The 18,669-nt window shown below is 33.2% G+C and carries 20 protein-coding genes; 18 read left to right on the forward strand and 2 right to left on the reverse strand.

Annotated elements, in window-relative coordinates; all coding sequences use genetic code 11:
- The first annotated feature begins 64 nt into the window (after positions 1-64).
- The 12 genes from CLOPA_RS03175 (at position 65) to CLOPA_RS03230 (ending at position 12,124) form a co-directional block, all read left to right on the forward strand.
- Positions 65-925, forward strand: a complete 861-nt coding sequence (locus CLOPA_RS03175; protein ID WP_015614034.1) for an AraC family transcriptional regulator — start codon at positions 65-67, stop codon at positions 923-925.
- A gap of 41 nt (positions 926-966) precedes the next feature.
- Positions 967-1,350, forward strand: coding sequence for an ATP-binding cassette domain-containing protein (locus CLOPA_RS26375; RefSeq protein ID WP_278246043.1), 384 nt, complete (start codon positions 967-969; stop codon positions 1,348-1,350).
- Between the two features lie 42 nt (positions 1,351-1,392).
- Positions 1,393-2,001, forward strand: a complete 609-nt coding sequence (locus CLOPA_RS03185) for an HAD family hydrolase (RefSeq protein ID WP_015614035.1) — start codon at positions 1,393-1,395, stop codon at positions 1,999-2,001.
- A gap of 484 nt (positions 2,002-2,485) precedes the next feature.
- Positions 2,486-3,259 carry an ECF transporter S component gene (locus CLOPA_RS03190; protein WP_015614036.1) on the forward strand — a complete coding sequence of 258 codons (774 nt, stop codon included), beginning with the start codon at positions 2,486-2,488 and terminating at the stop codon, positions 3,257-3,259.
- Positions 3,256-3,492 carry a hypothetical protein gene (locus CLOPA_RS03195; protein ID WP_015614037.1) on the forward strand — a complete coding sequence of 79 codons (237 nt, stop codon included), beginning with the start codon at positions 3,256-3,258 and terminating at the stop codon, positions 3,490-3,492. The genes CLOPA_RS03190 and CLOPA_RS03195 overlap by 4 nt, the downstream gene beginning before the upstream one ends.
- Before the next feature lie 2 nt (positions 3,493-3,494).
- On the forward strand, positions 3,495-5,216 hold the full coding sequence (locus tag CLOPA_RS03200; protein ID WP_015614038.1) for an ABC transporter ATP-binding protein: 1,722 nt from the start codon (positions 3,495-3,497) through the stop codon (positions 5,214-5,216).
- Complete coding sequence (locus CLOPA_RS03205; protein WP_015614039.1) at positions 5,209-6,171, forward strand: energy-coupling factor transporter transmembrane component T family protein; 963 nt, start codon at positions 5,209-5,211, stop codon at positions 6,169-6,171. The genes CLOPA_RS03200 and CLOPA_RS03205 overlap by 8 nt, the downstream gene beginning before the upstream one ends.
- 209 nt (positions 6,172-6,380) lie before the next feature.
- Positions 6,381-7,247, forward strand: coding sequence for a hypothetical protein (locus tag CLOPA_RS03210; protein ID WP_015614040.1), 867 nt, complete (start codon positions 6,381-6,383; stop codon positions 7,245-7,247).
- Positions 7,248-7,675: 428 nt separating this feature from the next.
- The gene (locus CLOPA_RS03215; protein ID WP_015614041.1) at positions 7,676-8,428 is read left to right on the forward strand and encodes a hypothetical protein; all 753 of its coding nucleotides are present in this window, start codon (positions 7,676-7,678) and stop codon (positions 8,426-8,428) included.
- 193 nt (positions 8,429-8,621) lie between these two features.
- Positions 8,622-9,374 carry a hypothetical protein gene (locus CLOPA_RS03220; protein ID WP_015614042.1) on the forward strand — a complete coding sequence of 251 codons (753 nt, stop codon included), beginning with the start codon at positions 8,622-8,624 and terminating at the stop codon, positions 9,372-9,374.
- A 61-nt stretch (positions 9,375-9,435) separates the two neighbouring features.
- Positions 9,436-11,154: an ABC transporter ATP-binding protein gene (locus CLOPA_RS03225; RefSeq protein ID WP_015614043.1), complete on the forward strand. Its 1,719-nt coding sequence runs from the start codon at positions 9,436-9,438 to the stop codon at positions 11,152-11,154.
- 1 nt (position 11,155) lies between these two features.
- Positions 11,156-12,124 (forward strand): energy-coupling factor transporter transmembrane component T family protein, encoded by a 969-nt coding sequence (locus CLOPA_RS03230; RefSeq protein WP_015614044.1) that lies wholly within the window; start codon positions 11,156-11,158, stop codon positions 12,122-12,124.
- A 568-nt stretch (positions 12,125-12,692) separates the two neighbouring features.
- Here CLOPA_RS03230 and CLOPA_RS03235 read toward each other — a convergent pair.
- Positions 12,693-13,538 (reverse strand): MurR/RpiR family transcriptional regulator, encoded by an 846-nt coding sequence (locus CLOPA_RS03235; RefSeq protein WP_015614045.1) that lies wholly within the window; start codon positions 13,536-13,538, stop codon positions 12,693-12,695.
- A gap of 22 nt (positions 13,539-13,560) precedes the next feature.
- Positions 13,561-14,328, reverse strand: coding sequence for a PHP domain-containing protein (locus tag CLOPA_RS03240; protein WP_015614046.1), 768 nt, complete (start codon positions 14,326-14,328; stop codon positions 13,561-13,563).
- Positions 14,329-14,742: 414 nt separating this feature from the next.
- Between CLOPA_RS03240 and CLOPA_RS03245 the strand changes: the two genes are divergently transcribed.
- The 6 genes from CLOPA_RS03245 to CLOPA_RS03265 all read left to right on the forward strand — a co-directional run bounded on the left by CLOPA_RS03245 (position 14,743) and on the right by CLOPA_RS03265 (position 18,434).
- Positions 14,743-15,243 (forward strand): hypothetical protein, encoded by a 501-nt coding sequence (locus CLOPA_RS03245; protein ID WP_015614047.1) that lies wholly within the window; start codon positions 14,743-14,745, stop codon positions 15,241-15,243.
- A 111-nt stretch (positions 15,244-15,354) separates the two neighbouring features.
- The gene (locus CLOPA_RS03250) at positions 15,355-16,074 is read left to right on the forward strand and encodes a DUF434 domain-containing protein (protein WP_015614048.1); all 720 of its coding nucleotides are present in this window, start codon (positions 15,355-15,357) and stop codon (positions 16,072-16,074) included.
- 97 nt (positions 16,075-16,171) lie between these two features.
- Positions 16,172-16,864, forward strand: coding sequence for a Fic family protein (locus CLOPA_RS03255; RefSeq protein ID WP_015614049.1), 693 nt, complete (start codon positions 16,172-16,174; stop codon positions 16,862-16,864).
- A gap of 86 nt (positions 16,865-16,950) precedes the next feature.
- Entirely contained in the window at positions 16,951-17,103 is a 153-nt protein-coding gene (locus CLOPA_RS24760; protein WP_015614050.1) for an NADH:flavin oxidoreductase, read from the forward strand.
- A gap of 68 nt (positions 17,104-17,171) precedes the next feature.
- Positions 17,172-17,546: a 6-carboxytetrahydropterin synthase QueD gene (gene queD / locus CLOPA_RS03260; protein WP_015614051.1), complete on the forward strand. Its 375-nt coding sequence runs from the start codon at positions 17,172-17,174 to the stop codon at positions 17,544-17,546.
- A gap of 135 nt (positions 17,547-17,681) precedes the next feature.
- Complete coding sequence (locus tag CLOPA_RS03265; RefSeq protein ID WP_015614052.1) at positions 17,682-18,434, forward strand: 7-carboxy-7-deazaguanine synthase QueE; 753 nt, start codon at positions 17,682-17,684, stop codon at positions 18,432-18,434.
- Positions 18,435-18,669: the final 235 nt, after the last annotated feature.

The following is an 18,669-nucleotide window of genomic DNA, read 5'->3' on the forward strand; positions in this document are numbered from 1 at the left end:
CGCATATAAAAACAGGAAATTACCTCTCACATAAATTATATTAAATATGACAGGAGGGATAAAGATGGATTGGATAACAGGAATGCAAAAAGCCATTGACTATATTGAGGATAATCTGATTTATGACTTAGATTACTCAGAAATTTCTAAACGTGCGCTTGTTTCAAGCTTTCATTTTCAACGTGTATTTAGTATTTTATGTGGCTATACGGTTGGCGAATATATTAGAAAGCGCAGACTGACTTTGGCAGGAGTGGATCTTACAATGTCGGACATAAAAGTTATTGATGTTGCCCTCAAGTATAGATATGAAACTCCAGAAAGCTTTACTAAGGCATTTTCTCGTTTCCATGGTATTACACCAAGGGCGGCTCGAGAGCCGGGAGCGAAAATAAAATCTTTTTGCCGTCTGTCAATCAAAATTTCATTGGAAGGTGGAGATATTATGGATTACAGAATTGAGAAAAAGAATGCATTAGCCTTTGTGGGTTACAAAAAGAAATTTATAGGTGAACTTGGAGAGCGGTTTGATCAGGAGAGAGATTTTTGGGTGAATACACGTAAAGAACAGGATGTTCTGATGGAAATGCGTAATGAACCGTTTATTTGGTATGACATCAATACAAATTTCAGTGATGAAGGTTATGATCACTATATTGCTGTTCTTAGCGATAAGGAGATCACAGAAGGATTTGAAAAAATTACTGTATCGGAATTAACCTATGCTATTTTTGAAACAGAAAGAATGAATTTTCCAACTTCATCCCATTTAGATTTAAGGAAGAAAATTGTATCTGAGTGGTTGCCGTCCTCCGAATATATATTGGCAGAGGGCCCGGAAATAACCGTTACGCACTGGTTCAAAAAACCCGAAAAAGAAAAGCGCTATATTGAACTCTGGATTCCAGTTGAAAAGAAAATTTAGTTCACAACAGGACATATAAACTTAAGGAAATAAATGAAGCTATTAAAGATACCTTTAGCAACGATATAGTAGATAACCTTGGCTTAGGTATAGACACACTTATTGCAGATAGGGGAAATAACTTATCTGGTGGAGAAAGACAAAGACTATGTATAACAAGAGAAATATTAAAAAAACCTAAAATATTGATATTAGATGAAGCAACTTCTGCACTAGATACAATTTCAGAAGAAATAGTACAAAAATCCATTGATAACATAGCAATGGACAAGACTCTTATAATTATCGCCCATAGGCTTTCTACAATTAAAAATGTAGATTTCATCTACGTTGTAGATAATGGGCGAATAATTGAAGCCGGAAAGCATGATGAGTTAATTGAAGAAAGGGGGTTATATTATTCTTTAATTAATAAACAAAGATAATAAAAGTACATAAACAAATTTTGAAGGGTAAGGTGAATGTAAATGATTAATAACATTATTTTTGATTTAGGCAATGTATTGCTAGACTTTAAACCTATAGAGTATTTACGTACAAAATTTGATGATGAAGAAAAGATTCAAGAGATTTTTGAGGAAATATTTTTAAGTGAGGAATGGCCTATGCTGGATAGAGGTGTAATCACCGAAGAAGAGGCTATAAATAGAATATGCTGCAGGAGCAATGGAAATGTTGAACTTATAAAATTAGCTATGTGTAACTGGTATGAAATGTTTACGCCTATTGAAGATACCGTAGAGGTTTTGAAAAGATTAAAGGACAAAGGGTATAAAATATATTATTTATCTAACTTTCATATGCAGTCCTTTGAAAATGTAACCCAAAGATATGAATTTTTTAAATACTTTGATGGTGGAGTTGCGTCCTATGAGGAAAAAGCATTAAAACCTGAAGAGGATATTTATAAAAGACTGGTAGAAAGATATAAAATTCATCCTGAGGAATCAATATTTATTGATGATATAGCTGTAAATATTGAAGGGGCAAAGAAATTGGGATTTGAAACAATACATTTTAAAAGCACTGCAGATTTAAAAAACTTACAGTCTTTATCCGATGACTATCCTATCTAATACTATAACGTACTCTGTGAAAGTGATTCACAGAAAATCAAAGATTTTTGTTCTCTGCTTTTCTTTAAAGTGGTAGTAAAGAGTGACTACGCACATGGATAATGTAATGATTTACCCTAAAGAACAACGAGTTCTAAGTATCATAAATACCGATACTTAGAACTCTGTTTATGATTAGTATCATTATTAAAATTAATGCTATATGTAAAGTTCCATACAAAACAAATTAACATATATTAGCATAAATTAACAAATATTACCTTGTAACACATGTTACGACTTGATATACTCTGCTTAGTGTTATAAGGAGGTGATTGAATTTATTCATCACAATTAGCTTAATGAAAAATTAAACTAGATATGAAGCACTGAAATGGCAACTAAAAACACAAGTGATGATAAGAAAAAGATATTAACTTAGTAGTTAGGCAATGTCAATATTTTTGTTTCTTTATTAATATTATATTTGTGTGGAGGTAGAGCAATGAAACAAAGTTTATTTCCTGATTCCTGGGTGGGTACAACACCAATTCATTTCCCATTTGCTGTCAATGTGGTAGCATATATCATTATTTGGGCAGTTTGTCTTAGTGGTTTATATTTAATTTGGAAAAGACCTAAACAACTAGGATTTTTGCAAAGATGGTCAACTCAAGATGTTTTAATGGTTGCAATTATGGCTGTTATGTTAGAAGTATACGATAATATGATTGGAGATCAATTTATTACACCTATTGTTCAACTCATACCCTTTGGACACGCTTTTGCATTGAATGACATTCCTTATATGTTTCTTCTCATGGTCGGCGTTGCAATTATCCGAAAACCTGGAGCAGCTACGGCAATGGTATTCCTCAACTTTTTACTTATGCAATTACTATATGGAGGTTCTGAAGCTAGTGCACTGTTTTGGCCTTATGGAATTCTTCAAGGATTATTTGTGGATTTATATATTGTTTTTCGTAAAGGACGCATTTTCCAGTCTGGTTCCAACCCCTTCAAGGATGGCTTGATTATGGGAGCACTTCGAGCTGTTCCAGCAGTAATTATACAAAATGTTTTTTTAGTTCCATTTTTGATTGGTACAGCAACAACTTTCGGTTATGTTTTTTTGATGTCCCTTTTTAATTTGATTGGTAATGGATTTGAAGCCGCTATCTTATCAGCATTGGCAATTCGTGTGGCAAATTCTGTTAACCCATCATCAGGTGTGGATCCTAAGATTAAGCTAACAGAGAAGAAAGGGAGTGCACTATGAATATGAATATGGGTATGATGAAACGTATTACAATACTAAGTTCTATTCTAACCGTTTTAGTAGGCGTTGACGGAATTTACATGATGGCAGCACATTATAAACCGGATGATGTAAACAGATTTAACCTCTCAGATGGTGGTACATTAATATTTGCTGCAGTACTTCTATTGATTATTACTATAATCTCTTACTTTTTTTCAAGAGGCAAAAATCAATCAAAAGAGGTTAAATAACTATGCCTAATATTATTATTGATAATTTTACATTTGCTTATGCAGGTTCTCATAATCCTGTTCTCTGTTCTGTTGACTTAAAAATAGCTAAGGGTGAGTTTGTGCTTGTGGCTGGTGCATCAGGGTGTGGTAAATCTACACTTGCACTAGCTCTGGCAGGACTAATTCCTTCTCGCATCTCTGGTTATTTTGAAGGTGCTGTATACTTTGATGGGCAAAAGCTTGCTGAGATGCCCATTCACGAAATTTCTCAGAGGATAGGTATGGTTTTTCAAAACCCTGACAATCAATTAATTCAGCTTGATGTAGAATCTGAAGTTGCCTTTGGCCCTGAAAATCTTTGTTTACCAGTAGAAGAAATTGAAAAGCGCGTCAGGGAAGCCCTTAGTCTAACGAAAATGGAGAACTTTCGTAAGCGCGAACTCTTTTCTCTATCTGGCGGGCAAAAACAACGTGTTACCATAGCTGCTATGTTAGCTATGAAACCACAGGTACTAATACTTGACGAACCAACTTCAGACCTTGACCCTGTGGGAACGCAAGAAGTGTTACGGGTTTTAAAAGAATTGAATGAAATCCATGGTATAACCATCATCTTAGTTGAACATAAAATTGATGAAGTGATTCCTTGGGTGGACAGAGTACTCCTTATGGATGAAGGAAAAATTGTTCAAGATTGTTCACCACGTCAGGCATTTAATAATCTTGAACTTTGGGACTCATTAGGTGTATCTGTACCGGAAATAGTACGATTGGCTAGTGCTTTGCCTGAAGTTTTTCCAGATATCATACCCTTAGCTGTGGAAGAAGCTAATAGTGCATTACGAGAGACATCTTATGCTCGATCTCTTATAGGGAATGATGGGCCATATTTGCTAAAGGGAGACCTATCAAAAAGTGTTTTAAGTTGGAATAATGTTAGCCTTGCTTATGATGAAGTGCAAGTACTGCATAATGTAAACTTACAAATTTCATCAGGAGAATGGGTTGCTTTAATTGGGGCCAATGGCTCTGGTAAAACGTCACTTGCATCACTGGCTATGGGATTTCAAAAACCAACAGATGGCGTAGTTTCTTGCATGAATAAACCTGTTAATGCAGGAGATATTTCCAAGCAGGCAGGGAAAATAGCATATTTGTTTCAAGCTGCAGATAATATGCTATTCGGATCAACGGTGGAAAAAGAATTTCAGTTCGGGTTCAGCCATCGCCGCAAAGGGATACCAGAAATGAAGTATACAATTGAAGAATTGCTTAAGCTTGTGGATTTGAGTGAGCATAGGCATATGAACCCATTTCAGCTTAGTCATGGTCAGAGAAAGCGTCTTGCACTAGGAGCACTATTAGCCTCATCTCCAGAAATATTAATTTTAGATGAACCTACCACGGGACAAGATGAGGGGCATGCCAAGAAATTTCTTGATTTTCTCCAACAACTTCGTGACAAATTTGGACTTACTTACCTGATGATTACACATGACATGGGTGCTGTGGCGAATTACGCTAGTCGTGTCACGGCTTTATACAATGGTAAGGTGATTTTATCTGGAAGGCCAGATATGGTTTTTGCATGTGGAGACGAACTTAGGACTTGTGGTATTGTACCTCCACCCATTGCAAATCTACATACCTGCTTAACGGATGGTAAAGCAAAACGTGTTTGTCTTACAGTAGATCAGTTCCTAAGTTTTATAAAAACAAAGGAGGTCGTATCATTTGCTTAGCTCTATTGCTGAAACTTTAATTGTGCAAACTATCATAGGATATCTTTTTATGTTTATTGTACCATTGATATTACCTGTTTTGTTTGTAAAACTAGTTGGTTTTCAAGGTTTAAGACATCTTTTCTCCTATGAGCCTAAAGGCACATTAATTCATAGGTTAGATCCACGATTAAAGATTGTATATCCTGTTGTCATGGGTATATTATGTGTGTTACTTAATTGGAATTATGTATTTGTACTTCTTATTGTAACACTTATCCCATGGATTATCTTACGACCTTCTCCAGCTCGTGTACGTGTAACACTTACAATGGCATTTACTCCTGTTATTGGCATGATCTGGTCACAAGGCTTGTTTTATGTTCCGCCAGGTGGAACTCATTTATTATTTGCTTTCCCATGGACTATACGCTGGTTTGGTACGGCAGGATTGTCTACCAATGGTATGTTTTTTGGTGCACAACAAGCGGGACGAATGCTCGTTCCCACTTTAGCTTCATTAATCGTTTTATTGTCCACAACTCCTTCAGAAATTATTTGGGCATTTTACAAATTCCGTTTTCCACCTGTAGCTGGTTTTGCATTCACCGTTGCTTTACGCTTTTTACCGCAGATGATCGAGCGTGTAGCAATATTACAAAAGGCCATGCAAGTACGTGGATATAATTTAAGTGCTCCATCCTGGTGGCAATTAAGGGAGTGGCCAAATTATATATGGCGTGTTTTGAATAGCATTCCAGCGATTACAGTGGCACTTCTGATTAGTTCTTTGAGAACTACATCGGTTATGGCTATGGTGGCTGATGCCCGTGCTTTTGGTTCACATAGTGAGAGGGTCACTTTACGACAGCACCAAATTAGCAATGCTGATAGGATTGCTTGGTTATTATTTGTGCTTCTAATTTTAGCTGTAATAAGTTTAGTAAGTCTGCATATTGGCAACAGAACGTATTAATTTAAATGAGGGCAGCAGGTAAGAAAATCAATACCTGCCTGCTTTTTTTTAGTGGTCTAATAGAAAAAATGCAAATAAATTATTATTTTAAGTATAGCTGAAAATTTTTTACCAAATCCCAACCTAATCTTAATGGAGAATTAACACAATATGTATAAGCTTTAATAAGAGTTTCATTAATATAATTTTTAACAGGGAGGTAAAGGTAAATGGAAAATTTGGTGAAGTTATATCCCATTGTTGATACAGTTAATGCATATGAATTCCCTAAGAGATTTCGTACTACTAAAGCCCCAGTAGATTTGGAAACTGAAGAGCTTCCGAATTTAAATGGTCTAGAAGAGTTACAAGCCTCTGCAAGTGGTAGGTTTTCTAGAAAGGGATTGCAATTGATAAAGGATATTATTGGCAATGTAGCCATCACTATTGTTGATTTACGCCAGGAAAGCCATGGATATGTCAATGACATGGCTATTAGTTGGTATGGAGAACAAAATGGCGCTAACAGGGGCCTAAGGCCAGAGGAAATTAAAGAGAGAGAAAGAAATTTATTGAATGAGTTAATTTGCTCAAATTCTATTATTTTTGGTGAAGTGGAGGGCAAGTCAGCCTGTGTACCTGACCCCATAAATGATCCTAAAATAGTACAATCAGAAGAAGAAATGGTTAAAGCAGAAGGCTGTGGATATATGCGTTTTTACGTTACTGACCACCATGTACCATCTGATAGTGAGCTTGATCGCTTTATAGAGTTTGTGAAAATCGTTCCACAAGGACAATGGCTTCATTTTCACTGTCGTGGAGGATCAGGAAGAGCTAGCACATTTATTGATTTTTATGATATTATTCGAAATGCTAAATACGTTAGCTTAGAGGATATATTAACTAGACAGGCTTTAATAGGTGGGAAGGATTTTAGAAATAATATTGCCCACAAGGATTTATCCAAAAGGAAGGCAGCAATTGAACGTATTGATTTTATTGCTAAATTTTATGATTATTGTATGGATAATTATGAAACAAATTTTCAAGTACTATGGTCACAATGGTTGAAAAAAGAAAAGGCAATCATTTAATATCTAAATATATAAAGTACCACAGCAGATAATTATATATAAATTCAACTACATGTACCTATAAATAAGAAATTAAAGTAATTACTGTAAAAATGAAAATAAATTATCATTTTATGATAATTGAGATTTTTTTACTAAATTCCAACACAATCTTAATGTGAAGTTAACACAGCTTGTATAAACTTTAAAATATAGTAAAGATAAAAGGAGGGCTATAAAAATTATAATGATTTTCGGCAAAAGCATTGTTTTGTAAATTATATTTTGAAGTTAGCAATCATATTAAGTTTCAATTCTATTATATCTAAGATACTTTTTTATTCTCCGTCTTTTAAGATAGACTTAAATTTAATCCTTATAAAAATTTAGTTATATGTTAGTAAAAAGAATAAACTTGTTATAAAACAGTTTAACTTAGGAGGATTATTATGCATGATTTTTTGTTTAGTAAAATTAAATTTCCCTTTCCCGTTTCGATAACTCTGTTGGCAGTAACTTGGATCCTTGAGATAGTGGCACTAATATATATTTGGAAAAGACCTGGTAAAAAAGGGGAGTCTGTACGTTGGACTACAAAGGATATAATAACTCTTGCAATTCTTAGTGTAATTCTCATGGTATTTAATAGTGTAGTTAACGACAGATTACTTGGACCATTATTTAAATCTATACCTCTTATCGGAGGTGCAGTAGACTTTCTGCACTTAAAAGATTTTCCCCTTTGGTTTTTCTTCTTGCTTGCAGTGGCTTTAGTTAGAAAACCAGGTGCTATTATTGCAATATTCTTTATAAAGTACGTACTGGAGCAACTTATTTACGGAGGTAGTGGAATCAATCCATTGGATTGGCCAGTTGCAGTCATGCAGGGATTGTTTGTGGAATTATATTTAATTGGGCGTGGTGGCAAAACTTTACTGCAACCGAAACTCATTTTCGTAGATGCTATACTCCTTTGTCTTCTTAAGGAAATACCGGCAGATTTCTATAAACCTATAATTGGATCTCCAGTTATCCATGGTAAAGTTACTACAGTTTTGAGTGTAATTAATGATGTTGGGTCACATATTATAGGTGTTTCTATTGTGGCTGTCATATTGATTCCATTAGTTATCCAAGTAGCAAAATCTCTAAATTCATTAAATGAAATAGATGATGATCAAAACAAAGGAATGAATGTGTAATAGAGAATTAAGGATATAAAAACTTAGTGAAAAGGTAACTCTATAATTATATATATGGTTAATTTTCTATTTTGTGTATTTTAAGATGGACTTAAATTATTGCTTGAAAATTTTATTGTGTTAAAAATTTTTTAGTATATATCAGTAGGGAGAATATACTCTCTATTAAATAATTTAACTTAGGAGGATTATTATGCATGATTTTTTATTTAGTAAAATTAAATTTCCATTTCCCGTTTCAATAACTCTGCTGGCAGTAGTTTGGATTCTTGAGGTAGTGGCACTAATATATATTTTGAAAAGACCCGGTAAAGATGGAGAGTCTACACGTTGGACTACAAAGGATATAATAACCCTTGCAATTCTTAGTGTAATTCTTATGGTATTTAATAGTGTAATTAATGACAGATTACTTGGCCCATTGTTTAAATCTATACCGCTTATCGGAAGCATTGTAGACTTATTACATTTTAAAGATTTTCCTTTGCTGTTTTTCTTCCTGCTTGCAGTTGTCTTAGTTAGAAGACCAGGCGCTATTATTGCAATGTTATTTATAAAATATATACTAGAACAGCTTATTTACGGTGGTAGTGGAATTAATCCACTGGATTGGCCAGTTGCAATTATGCAGGGATTATTCGTAGAATTGTACTTAATTGGGCGTAATGGTAAAGTATTTTTACAGAAAAAATGGATTTTTGTAGATGCAATTTTAATCTGCTTACTTAAAGAATTACCACCAGATTTCTATAAGCCTATAATTGGATCTCCAGTTATTCATGGTAGTGTTACTACAGTTTTGAAAGTAGCTAATGATATCTGGACACATATAGTAGGTTATTCCATCTTAGCTGTTATATTGGTTCCACTAGTTATTCAGGTAGCAAAATCTTTAAATGCATTAAATGAAATAGATGATGATGAAAATAAAGGAATAGAAGTATAATTAACTATTAAGAGTCCAAAAATTTAAATAAAAATTGAGAAGATATGAGGTGGTTAAAATAGTGGATATTCATGTAAATAACCTGTCTTTTCGTTACCCGGGAGATAAACAAGGTGCTCTAAATAACATAAAATTAAATATTCCAGCAGGACAGTTTGTATTGTTAGCAGGTCCCTCTGGATGTGGAAAGTCAACTTTAGGGCTAGTTATGTCCAGTCTTATTCCTTCTAGGGTGCCGGGTAAAATCACAGGGGAAGTGTATCTTGGAAAACATAATTTGTCTAAGATGGAACTTCATGAAGCATCGCAGCTGGTAGGTATGGTCTTTCAAAATCCTGACAACCAGTTAATTAATTATAATGTTGAAATGGAAATTGCCTTTGGACCTGAGAATCTTAATCTTGATCCAAGTGAGATTAGCAGGCGTATCAATCAAGCATTGCATTTTACGGGTGCAGACAAATTTAGAAAAGCACCAATAACTACACTTTCAGGCGGCCAAAAGCAGCGAGTGGCAATTGCAGCAGCCTTAGCTATGAAGCAGAAGGTACTTATTTTGGATGAACCAACCTCAGCCCTTGACCCAAAGGGAACTCAGGAAGTTTTAGAGGTACTTCGACGTCTCAATAAAGAACTTGGTATGACAATCATCCTTATTGAACATAAGATTGACGAGGTTATACAATGGGTGGATCGAGTTTTACTTATGGAAAATGGTCGTATTGTAGTAGATGAATCTACTCGCCGTGCATTTAGAGATATTAAATTATGGAACAGGTTAGGTGTTTCTGTCCCTGAAATAGTGCAAATAAGTTATGCTTTGCCAGATGCTTTTGCAGGAGAAGTTGCACTTACTGTTGAAGAAGCAGCAGATGCATTGATTGGTACAAAATATTCAGCTGCACTGACAGATTCTTTGTTTACAAAAAAAGAGCGTATGCAAAGAGGAAACACTATGCTTAAATGGAAAGATGTAAATCTCACTTATGACGAAAATTCTGTACTTAAGGGAGCAAATTTAGAGGTATATGAAAATGAATGGGTGTCTCTAGTTGGTTCTAACGGATCAGGCAAGACATCTTTAGCAGCCTTAGCCATGGGATTTAACGCTCCTACAGCAGGAGAAATTTTTTGCTACGGAAAGCCTGTAAAATATGGTAACATATCAAAGCAGGCTGAGCATGTAGGGTATCTTTTCCAATCTGCTGACCATATGCTGTTTACTGATACAGTGGAAAAAGAAATTGCCTTTGGTCGAATCTATGGCGATAGAAAAAAATGTAACAATACTTATTCTGAGCTACAACTGGCTGAACTCATTGATTTGTCTAATCGTTTGAAAACCAATCCCTATAAGCTCAGTCTAGGTCAAAGGCAGAGATTGGCTTTAATAGCTTTGCTTTCCTCCAATCCTAAAGCTCTTATTTTGGATGAGCCAACTACAGGTCAGGATGAAGGACATGCAAGGATATTTTTGGAATTTTTAGATAATATTCGAAGAAGTCAAAATTTGACATATCTTATGATTACTCATGATATGCGTGCTGTGGCAAAATACACAGATCGTGTAGTTGTGCTCAATGAAGGCCATTTGATATTAAATGATCGACCTGAAAGAGTATTTGCCCAGGTTGATTGTCTGGAAGATTGTCAGGTAATACCACCTCCAGTAGCTTATCTTCATTGGCTATTAACGGATAAAACAGCGCCAGAGGTTACCTTAAATGTATCTGAGTTTCTTAATGCTATAAGTAATTCAAAAGATAGGAGGTGTTCTTGATATGACTGATTTTTTCTTGCATAATCTATTAGGAAGAACCATGGTTGCCTATGTAATAGTATATAGTATTCCACTTATGCTGCCAATTTTGTTTATTAAAATGGTGGGATTAAAGGGACTTAGAAATATGTTTGCTTTCGATGGTAAGAAAACTATCATACATCGATTGGATCCAAGAATTAAAGTCCTCTATCCAGCAACCATGGGTGCATTATCAGTTTTTCTAAATTGGAACTGGGTATATGCGTTGTTTGCGGTAACATTAATACCCTGGATATTGGTACGTCCTTCAGGAGCTCGCTTGAAAATATTGATTAATATGACACTTGTACCAGCTTTAGGTGAGATATGGTCAGCCGGACTGTTTTTTACAGGTCGTGCTAATGAGCTTGTATATGCTTTCCCTTGGACTATCAGCTGGGTTGGAACAGCTGGTCTATCCACATTGGGATTACAGTATGGTGCTGAGCAAGCCGGACGTTTTCTTGTAACAGTATCTGCATCACTGCTGCTCATATTCACTACAGATCAATCAGAAATTGTCTGGGCCTGTATGAAAATGAAAATGCCTGTTAAAATGGGTTTTGCTATTTCAATAGGATTACGTTTTCTTCCAGAAATGTTTGAACGTCTATCTATTCTTATGCAGTCAATGGAGGTGAGAGGATATAGTTTTACTAAGCCGCAGCACTGGTGGGATTTTAATGGCCTGGTGGTGTATGTAAAGCGCCTTGTAACAGCATTGCCACTGATCACAGTTCCTCTTATTGTAGGTTCTCTCCGTGGGACCGATGTTATGGCAATGGTGGCAGACTCCAGGGCCTTTGGAGCCTATAAAACTCGAAGCACCTTTGAGGTTCACCGTACTACTAGTGAGGATAAGATAGCCTGGGCTGCATATGCTTCAATCATAGTAGCAGTATTTTTTATAGCTGCTTTGCATATTGGAAATCGTACTACTTTTGGTTAAATATAATGTTGCTATTTAGAATATTAGAAATTATATAGAGAAAAATAAAGAACCTTTCCAAAAGTTAAAATTGGCAAAGGATCTCTAAAACTGCATTTATAATTAGAGTAAAAATAATAAAAGCACCATGAAATCAATTTAATATAAATTTCATGGTGCTTTTTTATGTACAGCCTTTTTCTTTAGTGAATATTTTTAAGATAGTGATTCCTTATGCGTGAACTACTCTAACTTAAAGAAGTAAGAGCTTCCTGCTTCCTAGAGTTCGTAACCTACACTCTCCACAGGCTTGAAATCCCCTTGCACCGAGGGTACTGTACGATAATGCTCTGTATACGAGCCTTGAATATTTTACGTAGGGAAGGCATAGCTTGGTTATCGCATTTTCGTATTCTTCCTACAACCATATATATTCAGTTTACAAAGAGCAACTAGCATTTATATTATACCTAAAATAATAATTATTATACAAATCTGATTAATATAAATGGTATCGAACCATTTATATTAATGTGCTATCCATCTCCCACCTATAGAGGATTGGAGATGGATAGCACATTAGGTTAAATTATACTTTCTTAGGTAATAATTTTTCATAGGTATCTCTCAATTCTTGTAATCTTTTTAATTTATCAAGGGATTTTTTCTCTCGTGCTTTACCTACAGATACAATTATGCTTTCTACTAATGCCAGAGGGGCAAGCATAGAATGAAATTCCCACAGCTCACCACGGGCTGTATAAAAGTAAAATGTTGCATTATCAATCATGGAACTTACCATTAAATCTGTAATTAAAACAGTTTTGCAGCCAATATTTTTAGCAAAATCAAATAAAACCTTTATCTCTGGAGATTCTTGAGTAAAACCAAAAATGATGATTATGTCATTCTTTTTTATATGTATTAAATCTTCAAATAGTTCATGGCCACTTTTTGTAAGTACTTTCACATCAATGTCAAAACGCTTTAACCTGAACTCCAGCAGAGAAGATAAGCATGCTGAAGATGATGAGGCATAAATGTGTAATGTGCTGCATTGATTTATGGCTGTTACCATATTTTGAAAATTATTATTATCTAATCTGTCAACTGTCTGTTTAATATAATTTGAACTTGAGAGCATAATATCTGAAATTACTTCATTGTCAGTAATTTTGTCAAAAGCAGTTTTTATTTTATCAGCAGGGGAAAAAGAAGTTTCCTGCTTCAAAAACTTCTTAAACTCCCTGAAATTCTTAAAATTGATAATTTCCCAAAAGCGAGAGATGGTTGAAATACTTACGTTGCATGCCTCAGCTAAATCCTTTTCAACCATAAAGGGAACTAAATCCATTTTATTTACAATATAGTTAGCAATTTTTTCGTTATTTTTTGAAAGTTTCTTATCTCTAAAATCTAGGTTTAAATTTTCCATGAAATTTATCCTTTATCAATTTCTAATTATTTGTGCTTTGGGCCTCAAGCTGTGGTTTTAAAAACCCTTTAATTATTCTAGCAGCCTTTACTTTAATGTTTAAGCAAGGTGAAATAAATATTTCATATCTTCCAGCTTTTATTTCATTTTTTATTTCTGAAATGGTTTCACATTCTTTATCAAATATGGTCATAAGGCTGCCTAGCTGGAGATACTGATGAGAATCACTGCCTGTAATTACAGGAATATCACATTTTTTACCTAGCTCCATCACTTTATCTGTCATTTCTTCAATGCCATATTCAAATAAATCCTTTCCATTCAAATCGAAAGCATTAAACTTCTCAAGTAATTCAGGCTTGATATTGCATAAAGGATCATGTCTGAAAGGATGAGCTAATATAATCAGTATATCAGAAGAATCGCATAATTCAAATAGTTTATCAAGTGAAATAAAAGCATCCTTTTCCTCATAACCATTTAAGCCCTCACGTATTCTTCTAATATTAACTACATTACCGATAAGTAAAATATGGTAATCACCTGGTATATTTACCTCCATACCTGTAAAGATTTTCAATCCTTCTACATCATAATAATCAGATTTATATTCATAATACTCATCCAAAGTATCATATATCATTAAAAAATTAGATGTATTAAAGTGTTCTGTTATAGTAAGAGCTGTAAGTCCTTGCTCCCTAGCCTCTTTAATAATATCTCTAAAATTATCCATTGAAAAATCAGAGTTTTTAGCCAATTTAACATGTGAGTGAAAGTCAATTTTCATAATTATCCCCCTTATATAATAGTTTTATAGCTGATTTAATATGAATTGCCAGTGTATAGTTATGATTTTGAGGTGATAGCTTACTTTATGAGCGCCATTAAGGCATGAAACGGTGCTATCGGAGATTGTATTGATTAGTTGATAAATTTAAAGTTACATTCCAAGATGACATAATAGGCTTGTCATAAGTTTTTATGCAATTCATTTCCAAATTAACTATATATAAATTATGTTAATTTTACATTAAGATTATGTTTAGTTACGGTAAAAAATTATCATGCACTATATACATGATAATTTTTTTGCACTAATGTCATATTTAAGCTAATCAATGTATATTATTAAATATAATATGTTAATTAATTTCACGGATCAAGGAAGTTTAAGTGTTGCTGATGAAAGGTGGTGAAAATAATGGGCAAAGAAGTTCTCTGTATATCCCAATCAATACGCTCTAGAATTGAAGAAGTAAACGGTGGTATGAATGTCTTAAAAAGTGATGTAAAAGATATAAAGGACAATATAAGTATTCTAAAAGATGAAATAAAGAATTTAAAAAATGGTATAAAGGATTCAAAGGGTTATGTAAATGCTGAAGAGGATATAAGTACTTTAAAGATCCAATTTAAAACATTAAAAAATGATATAAAAGATTTAAAGGAATATATAAAAGATTTTGAAGAAGACTTGCATTTTTTAAAAGATGACATGAAAGATCTAAAAAAAAGACAGGAAGATACTAATAAATTTATTCAAAAACTTGAGCCTGAAAATTCTAACAGTTATATTGAAATTATCAGTAAAATTAAGGACATAAATATTGAATTGGAAGAATTAAAAGAAATTAGAAAAATAACTAAGGAAAATTGTTATGATATAGCAAGATTGAAGTCAGTAAAACAGCTGGGGGAATAAACTCCAGCTGTTTTATTTAATGGGCTTGTTACTTAAATATATATTTACAACAAAATGGTTACATTAATATTATCAATAATAAATAATTTTTAATTGGGAAGTGAAAATAACATGGAATTAAGATCTGTAAAGAGAGGCACTGATCCACAGGACAGCAGATGGTTTTCAACAGAAGCTATTCTGAAACTTCAAAGGGCTCAGGAAGAATTAGAATGGTTATTAAATAGAGGATATAATAACAAATCAGTGATGAATATGATAGGCAATCATTATCAGTTTTCATTAAGACAGAGAAATGCCCTTGTTCGTTCAACTTCATCAAGAGAAAAACGTAATAGTAGAAAAGAGAAATGTGTTACATCAGCTTCCTGTAGGGATAATTGCATATACATAGATGGATTTAATCTTATTATTACATTAGAGGTAGCATTGTCAGGGGGGATACTTGTATTATGTAATGATGGTACCATTAGAGATTTAGCTGGACTTAGAGGAACTTACAGCATAATTGATAAAACAGATTTTGCACTAAATCTCATAGGAAAAGAATTAAGTAATACTCATATTTCTAAGGCTAAATTTTTTCTTGATGCCGGTGTTTCTAACTCTGGCAGACTTAAAAAATTTATATTAGAGCATGCAGAAAAATGGAATTTGAGTATGAAAGTAGAACTTATACAGCATGTGGATTCTTTTTTATATACAAAGGAAAGAGTAGTTACAAGTGACTCTGTAATACTTGATAACTGTGAGAGCTGGATTAATTTTGGAAGGAAAATCATAGAAGATTATATAGCTGATGCCAATATAGTAGAGTTGAGTGGTAAGTAGAATTCAGTAACAAAAATAGATTATTAATATAGATTTTTTATTCTAAATTGTATATCATTATAAGTGTAGAAGTCTGTTTAGAGAGTGAGTGAAAATAATGCTATTTAATAGGAGTAAATCTTATGAAGATATAGAACCTAAGCTAGAAACTAAAAAGTTAATAATATTAATAAAGAAATTGTTGCCAGATGTTGTATTCAATATGGCAAGCTTGGAGGGAAATCCATTTACCTATCCAGAGGTACAAACTTTACTTGATGGAATCACTATTGGTGGGCATAAGGTAAGTGATGAACAACAAGTTTATAGAATTAGAAATGGATGGGATTACTTATTTGATATATTAAAACAAAAATCAATAACTATTGATATAAATATGTTCAATAGATTTAATGATATAGTTGCTAAAGATGAGGCGCCTATAAGTGGTACCTTTAGAACTGGTCAAGTAAGAATAGCAGGTACTGAGTTTATGCCTCCAAAAGCAGAAGAATTAGACAATATTTTTACCAGTGAACTATCTGAATTAATAAAGAGATGCAAAAGTAAAACTGAATTAGCTTTTGAAATATTTCTTTGGGGAGCTTTAAATCAATTTTATTATGATGGCAATAAGAGAACTTCAAGGCTTGTTTCCAATGTAGTTTTAATTGCAAATGGTCAGGGAATTTTTAATATAAAGGCAAAGGATAAATTGCAGTTTAATACTCTTATGGTAGAGTTCTACAATACAAGAGAAGCAAATAATGTATTTGAATTTTTACATAATTATTGTCTGGAAAGATATTAGGATTAGTCATCTGAAAAAATAATAAGTAAAATATACTATCATATTTACTATTTATTTTAAGATTTTTTATTATGAGGAGACAAAAAATGCCACATTTATTAACACCGCTTGTAACAAAAAAATTAACTTTAAGTAATCGTCTTGTTATGCCACCTATGGAAACTGCTAAATCCAAAGGTGATGGAAAGGTAACTGAGGAACTATTATATTATAATGTAAAAGAATTAAAAATGTATTGATAAATAATTGAGATAAGCGTTATGGCAAGGCGAAAATCTTAAATATGAAATATATAAAGGAGAACAAAATGTTTAGTTATGAAGTAGTTAAAAAAGTTAAATTTGATGCGGCACATTTTATACCAGAATACCAGGGAAAGTGTAGAAATATCCATGGACATACCTGGTTCGTAGAAGCAGGGGTAAAGGGAAATAAATTACAGAATGGAATGCTATTTGACTTTACTATTCTGAAGAAGGAATTAAAAAATATATGTGATGAATTTGATCATAAATTTTTAAATGAGCTGGAAGAGTTTAAAGAACTTCCGCCTACAGCAGAAAATATAGGAAGAGTTATATATGAAAAGATTGAAAATAAGCTTGAGGATGGATTAGAACTTAGCTTTATAAAAGTATTTGAAAATCCAGACTCTTGGGTTATTGTCACTAAAGATAAGTAGAATTCTTAGATTTATAAGAAGTAGGAGTGTTTTCACTTCTGAAGTTTAGAAGTGGTTATCTAGAGATGTTATGCTGTTTGCTGTAGCTGCACAATTACAGCAGTCAGCCATAAGACAAATAAGGAGGAATAATCTATGCCGCAAAGGACATATATAAAGGAAATATTTAAGTCTATACAGGGAGAAGCAGAGTACGTAGGCTATGAGCAGATATTTGTGAGATTTATAGGTTGCAATATAAAATGCAATTATTGCGACACAGATATAGATAGATGCGAAGAAGTAACTGTATATAAAAATTGGGACTCAAAGGATTATAAAACATTGAGAAATCCACTAGATTCAGCTGGACTTATAAAGATTATAAAGGAGCTTGATGCTGAAGAAAGGGTTCATTCTATTAGCTTAACAGGTGGAGAGCCCTTAATTAATATAGATTTTTTGAAAGAGTTCTTACCTGAATTTAAGAAAGTCTGCAGCACTAAAGTATTCCTAGAAACTAATGGAATTTTACATGAAGAGCTTCACAGCATAGCAAAATATGTAGATATTGTTTCTATGGATTTAAAACTGGCAAGCTATTTAAGAAATAGAGAAAATTTCATACCACAGCACAGTGAATTTCTAAATGAGTGCATAGAAAACAATATAGCAACTTATGTAAAAATAGTTTTAGATGATAACTTTAGTTTAGAAGAGTTGAATAATTATCTAGATGTAGTTGAGCCTTATAAGCATAAGGTGAATGTTTATATTCAGCCTATGATGGATGGAGATAAAATGCTTATAAGCTCTCAAAAGTTAAAACTTGCTTTTGATTGCTGCAGAGAAATAAATATAAATGTAAGGATAATTCCACAGATACATAAGATGCTGTGTTTGAATTAGGCAGATGAAAGTTTTAGATGAAAACTGGAAAAGCTATTTTTAATAAGATTACAAGGTATAATCAATTTTAATATTTTATGCATATAGTATATAAGGGCTTGAGTTAATGTAAAAGTAGATACACAGAAGAATAAATGTTTATAAACTTAAGTAAATTTAACGTTCCGCTCTGGTCAGGTGATGATCAGAGCTTTTTAGTAATTAATTTTATTGTACAATAGTATAATTGTTAACA

The sequence above is a fragment of the Clostridium pasteurianum BC1 genome, from assembly GCF_000389635.1.
Lineage (GTDB): Bacteria > Bacillota > Clostridia > Clostridiales > Clostridiaceae > Clostridium_I > Clostridium_I pasteurianum_A.

Excerpts from the sequence above, each read along its gene's own strand:
- CLOPA_RS03195 (WP_015614037.1), top strand. The coding sequence starts at position 3,256 with ATGAATATGAATATGGGTATGATGAAACGTATTACAATACTAAGTTCT.
- CLOPA_RS03245 (WP_015614047.1), top strand. The coding sequence starts at position 14,743 with ATGGGCAAAGAAGTTCTCTGTATATCCCAATCAATACGCTCTAGAATT.
- CLOPA_RS03210 (WP_015614040.1), top strand. The coding sequence starts at position 6,381 with ATGGAAAATTTGGTGAAGTTATATCCCATTGTTGATACAGTTAATGCA.
- queD (WP_015614051.1), top strand. The coding sequence starts at position 17,172 with ATGTTTAGTTATGAAGTAGTTAAAAAAGTTAAATTTGATGCGGCACAT.
- CLOPA_RS03255 (WP_015614049.1), top strand. The coding sequence starts at position 16,172 with ATGCTATTTAATAGGAGTAAATCTTATGAAGATATAGAACCTAAGCTA.
- CLOPA_RS03265 (WP_015614052.1), top strand. The coding sequence starts at position 17,682 with ATGCCGCAAAGGACATATATAAAGGAAATATTTAAGTCTATACAGGGA.
- CLOPA_RS03235 (WP_015614045.1), bottom strand. The coding sequence starts at position 13,538 with ATGGAAAATTTAAACCTAGATTTTAGAGATAAGAAACTTTCAAAAAAT.
- CLOPA_RS03200 (WP_015614038.1), top strand. The coding sequence starts at position 3,495 with ATGCCTAATATTATTATTGATAATTTTACATTTGCTTATGCAGGTTCT.
- CLOPA_RS24760 (WP_015614050.1), top strand. The coding sequence starts at position 16,951 with ATGCCACATTTATTAACACCGCTTGTAACAAAAAAATTAACTTTAAGT.
- CLOPA_RS03230 (WP_015614044.1), top strand. The coding sequence starts at position 11,156 with ATGACTGATTTTTTCTTGCATAATCTATTAGGAAGAACCATGGTTGCC.
- CLOPA_RS03190 (WP_015614036.1), top strand. The coding sequence starts at position 2,486 with ATGAAACAAAGTTTATTTCCTGATTCCTGGGTGGGTACAACACCAATT.
- CLOPA_RS03250 (WP_015614048.1), top strand. The coding sequence starts at position 15,355 with ATGGAATTAAGATCTGTAAAGAGAGGCACTGATCCACAGGACAGCAGA.
- CLOPA_RS03215 (WP_015614041.1), top strand. The coding sequence starts at position 7,676 with ATGCATGATTTTTTGTTTAGTAAAATTAAATTTCCCTTTCCCGTTTCG.
- CLOPA_RS03240 (WP_015614046.1), bottom strand. The coding sequence starts at position 14,328 with ATGAAAATTGACTTTCACTCACATGTTAAATTGGCTAAAAACTCTGAT.
- CLOPA_RS03220 (WP_015614042.1), top strand. The coding sequence starts at position 8,622 with ATGCATGATTTTTTATTTAGTAAAATTAAATTTCCATTTCCCGTTTCA.
- CLOPA_RS03175 (WP_015614034.1), top strand. The coding sequence starts at position 65 with ATGGATTGGATAACAGGAATGCAAAAAGCCATTGACTATATTGAGGAT.
- CLOPA_RS03185 (WP_015614035.1), top strand. The coding sequence starts at position 1,393 with ATGATTAATAACATTATTTTTGATTTAGGCAATGTATTGCTAGACTTT.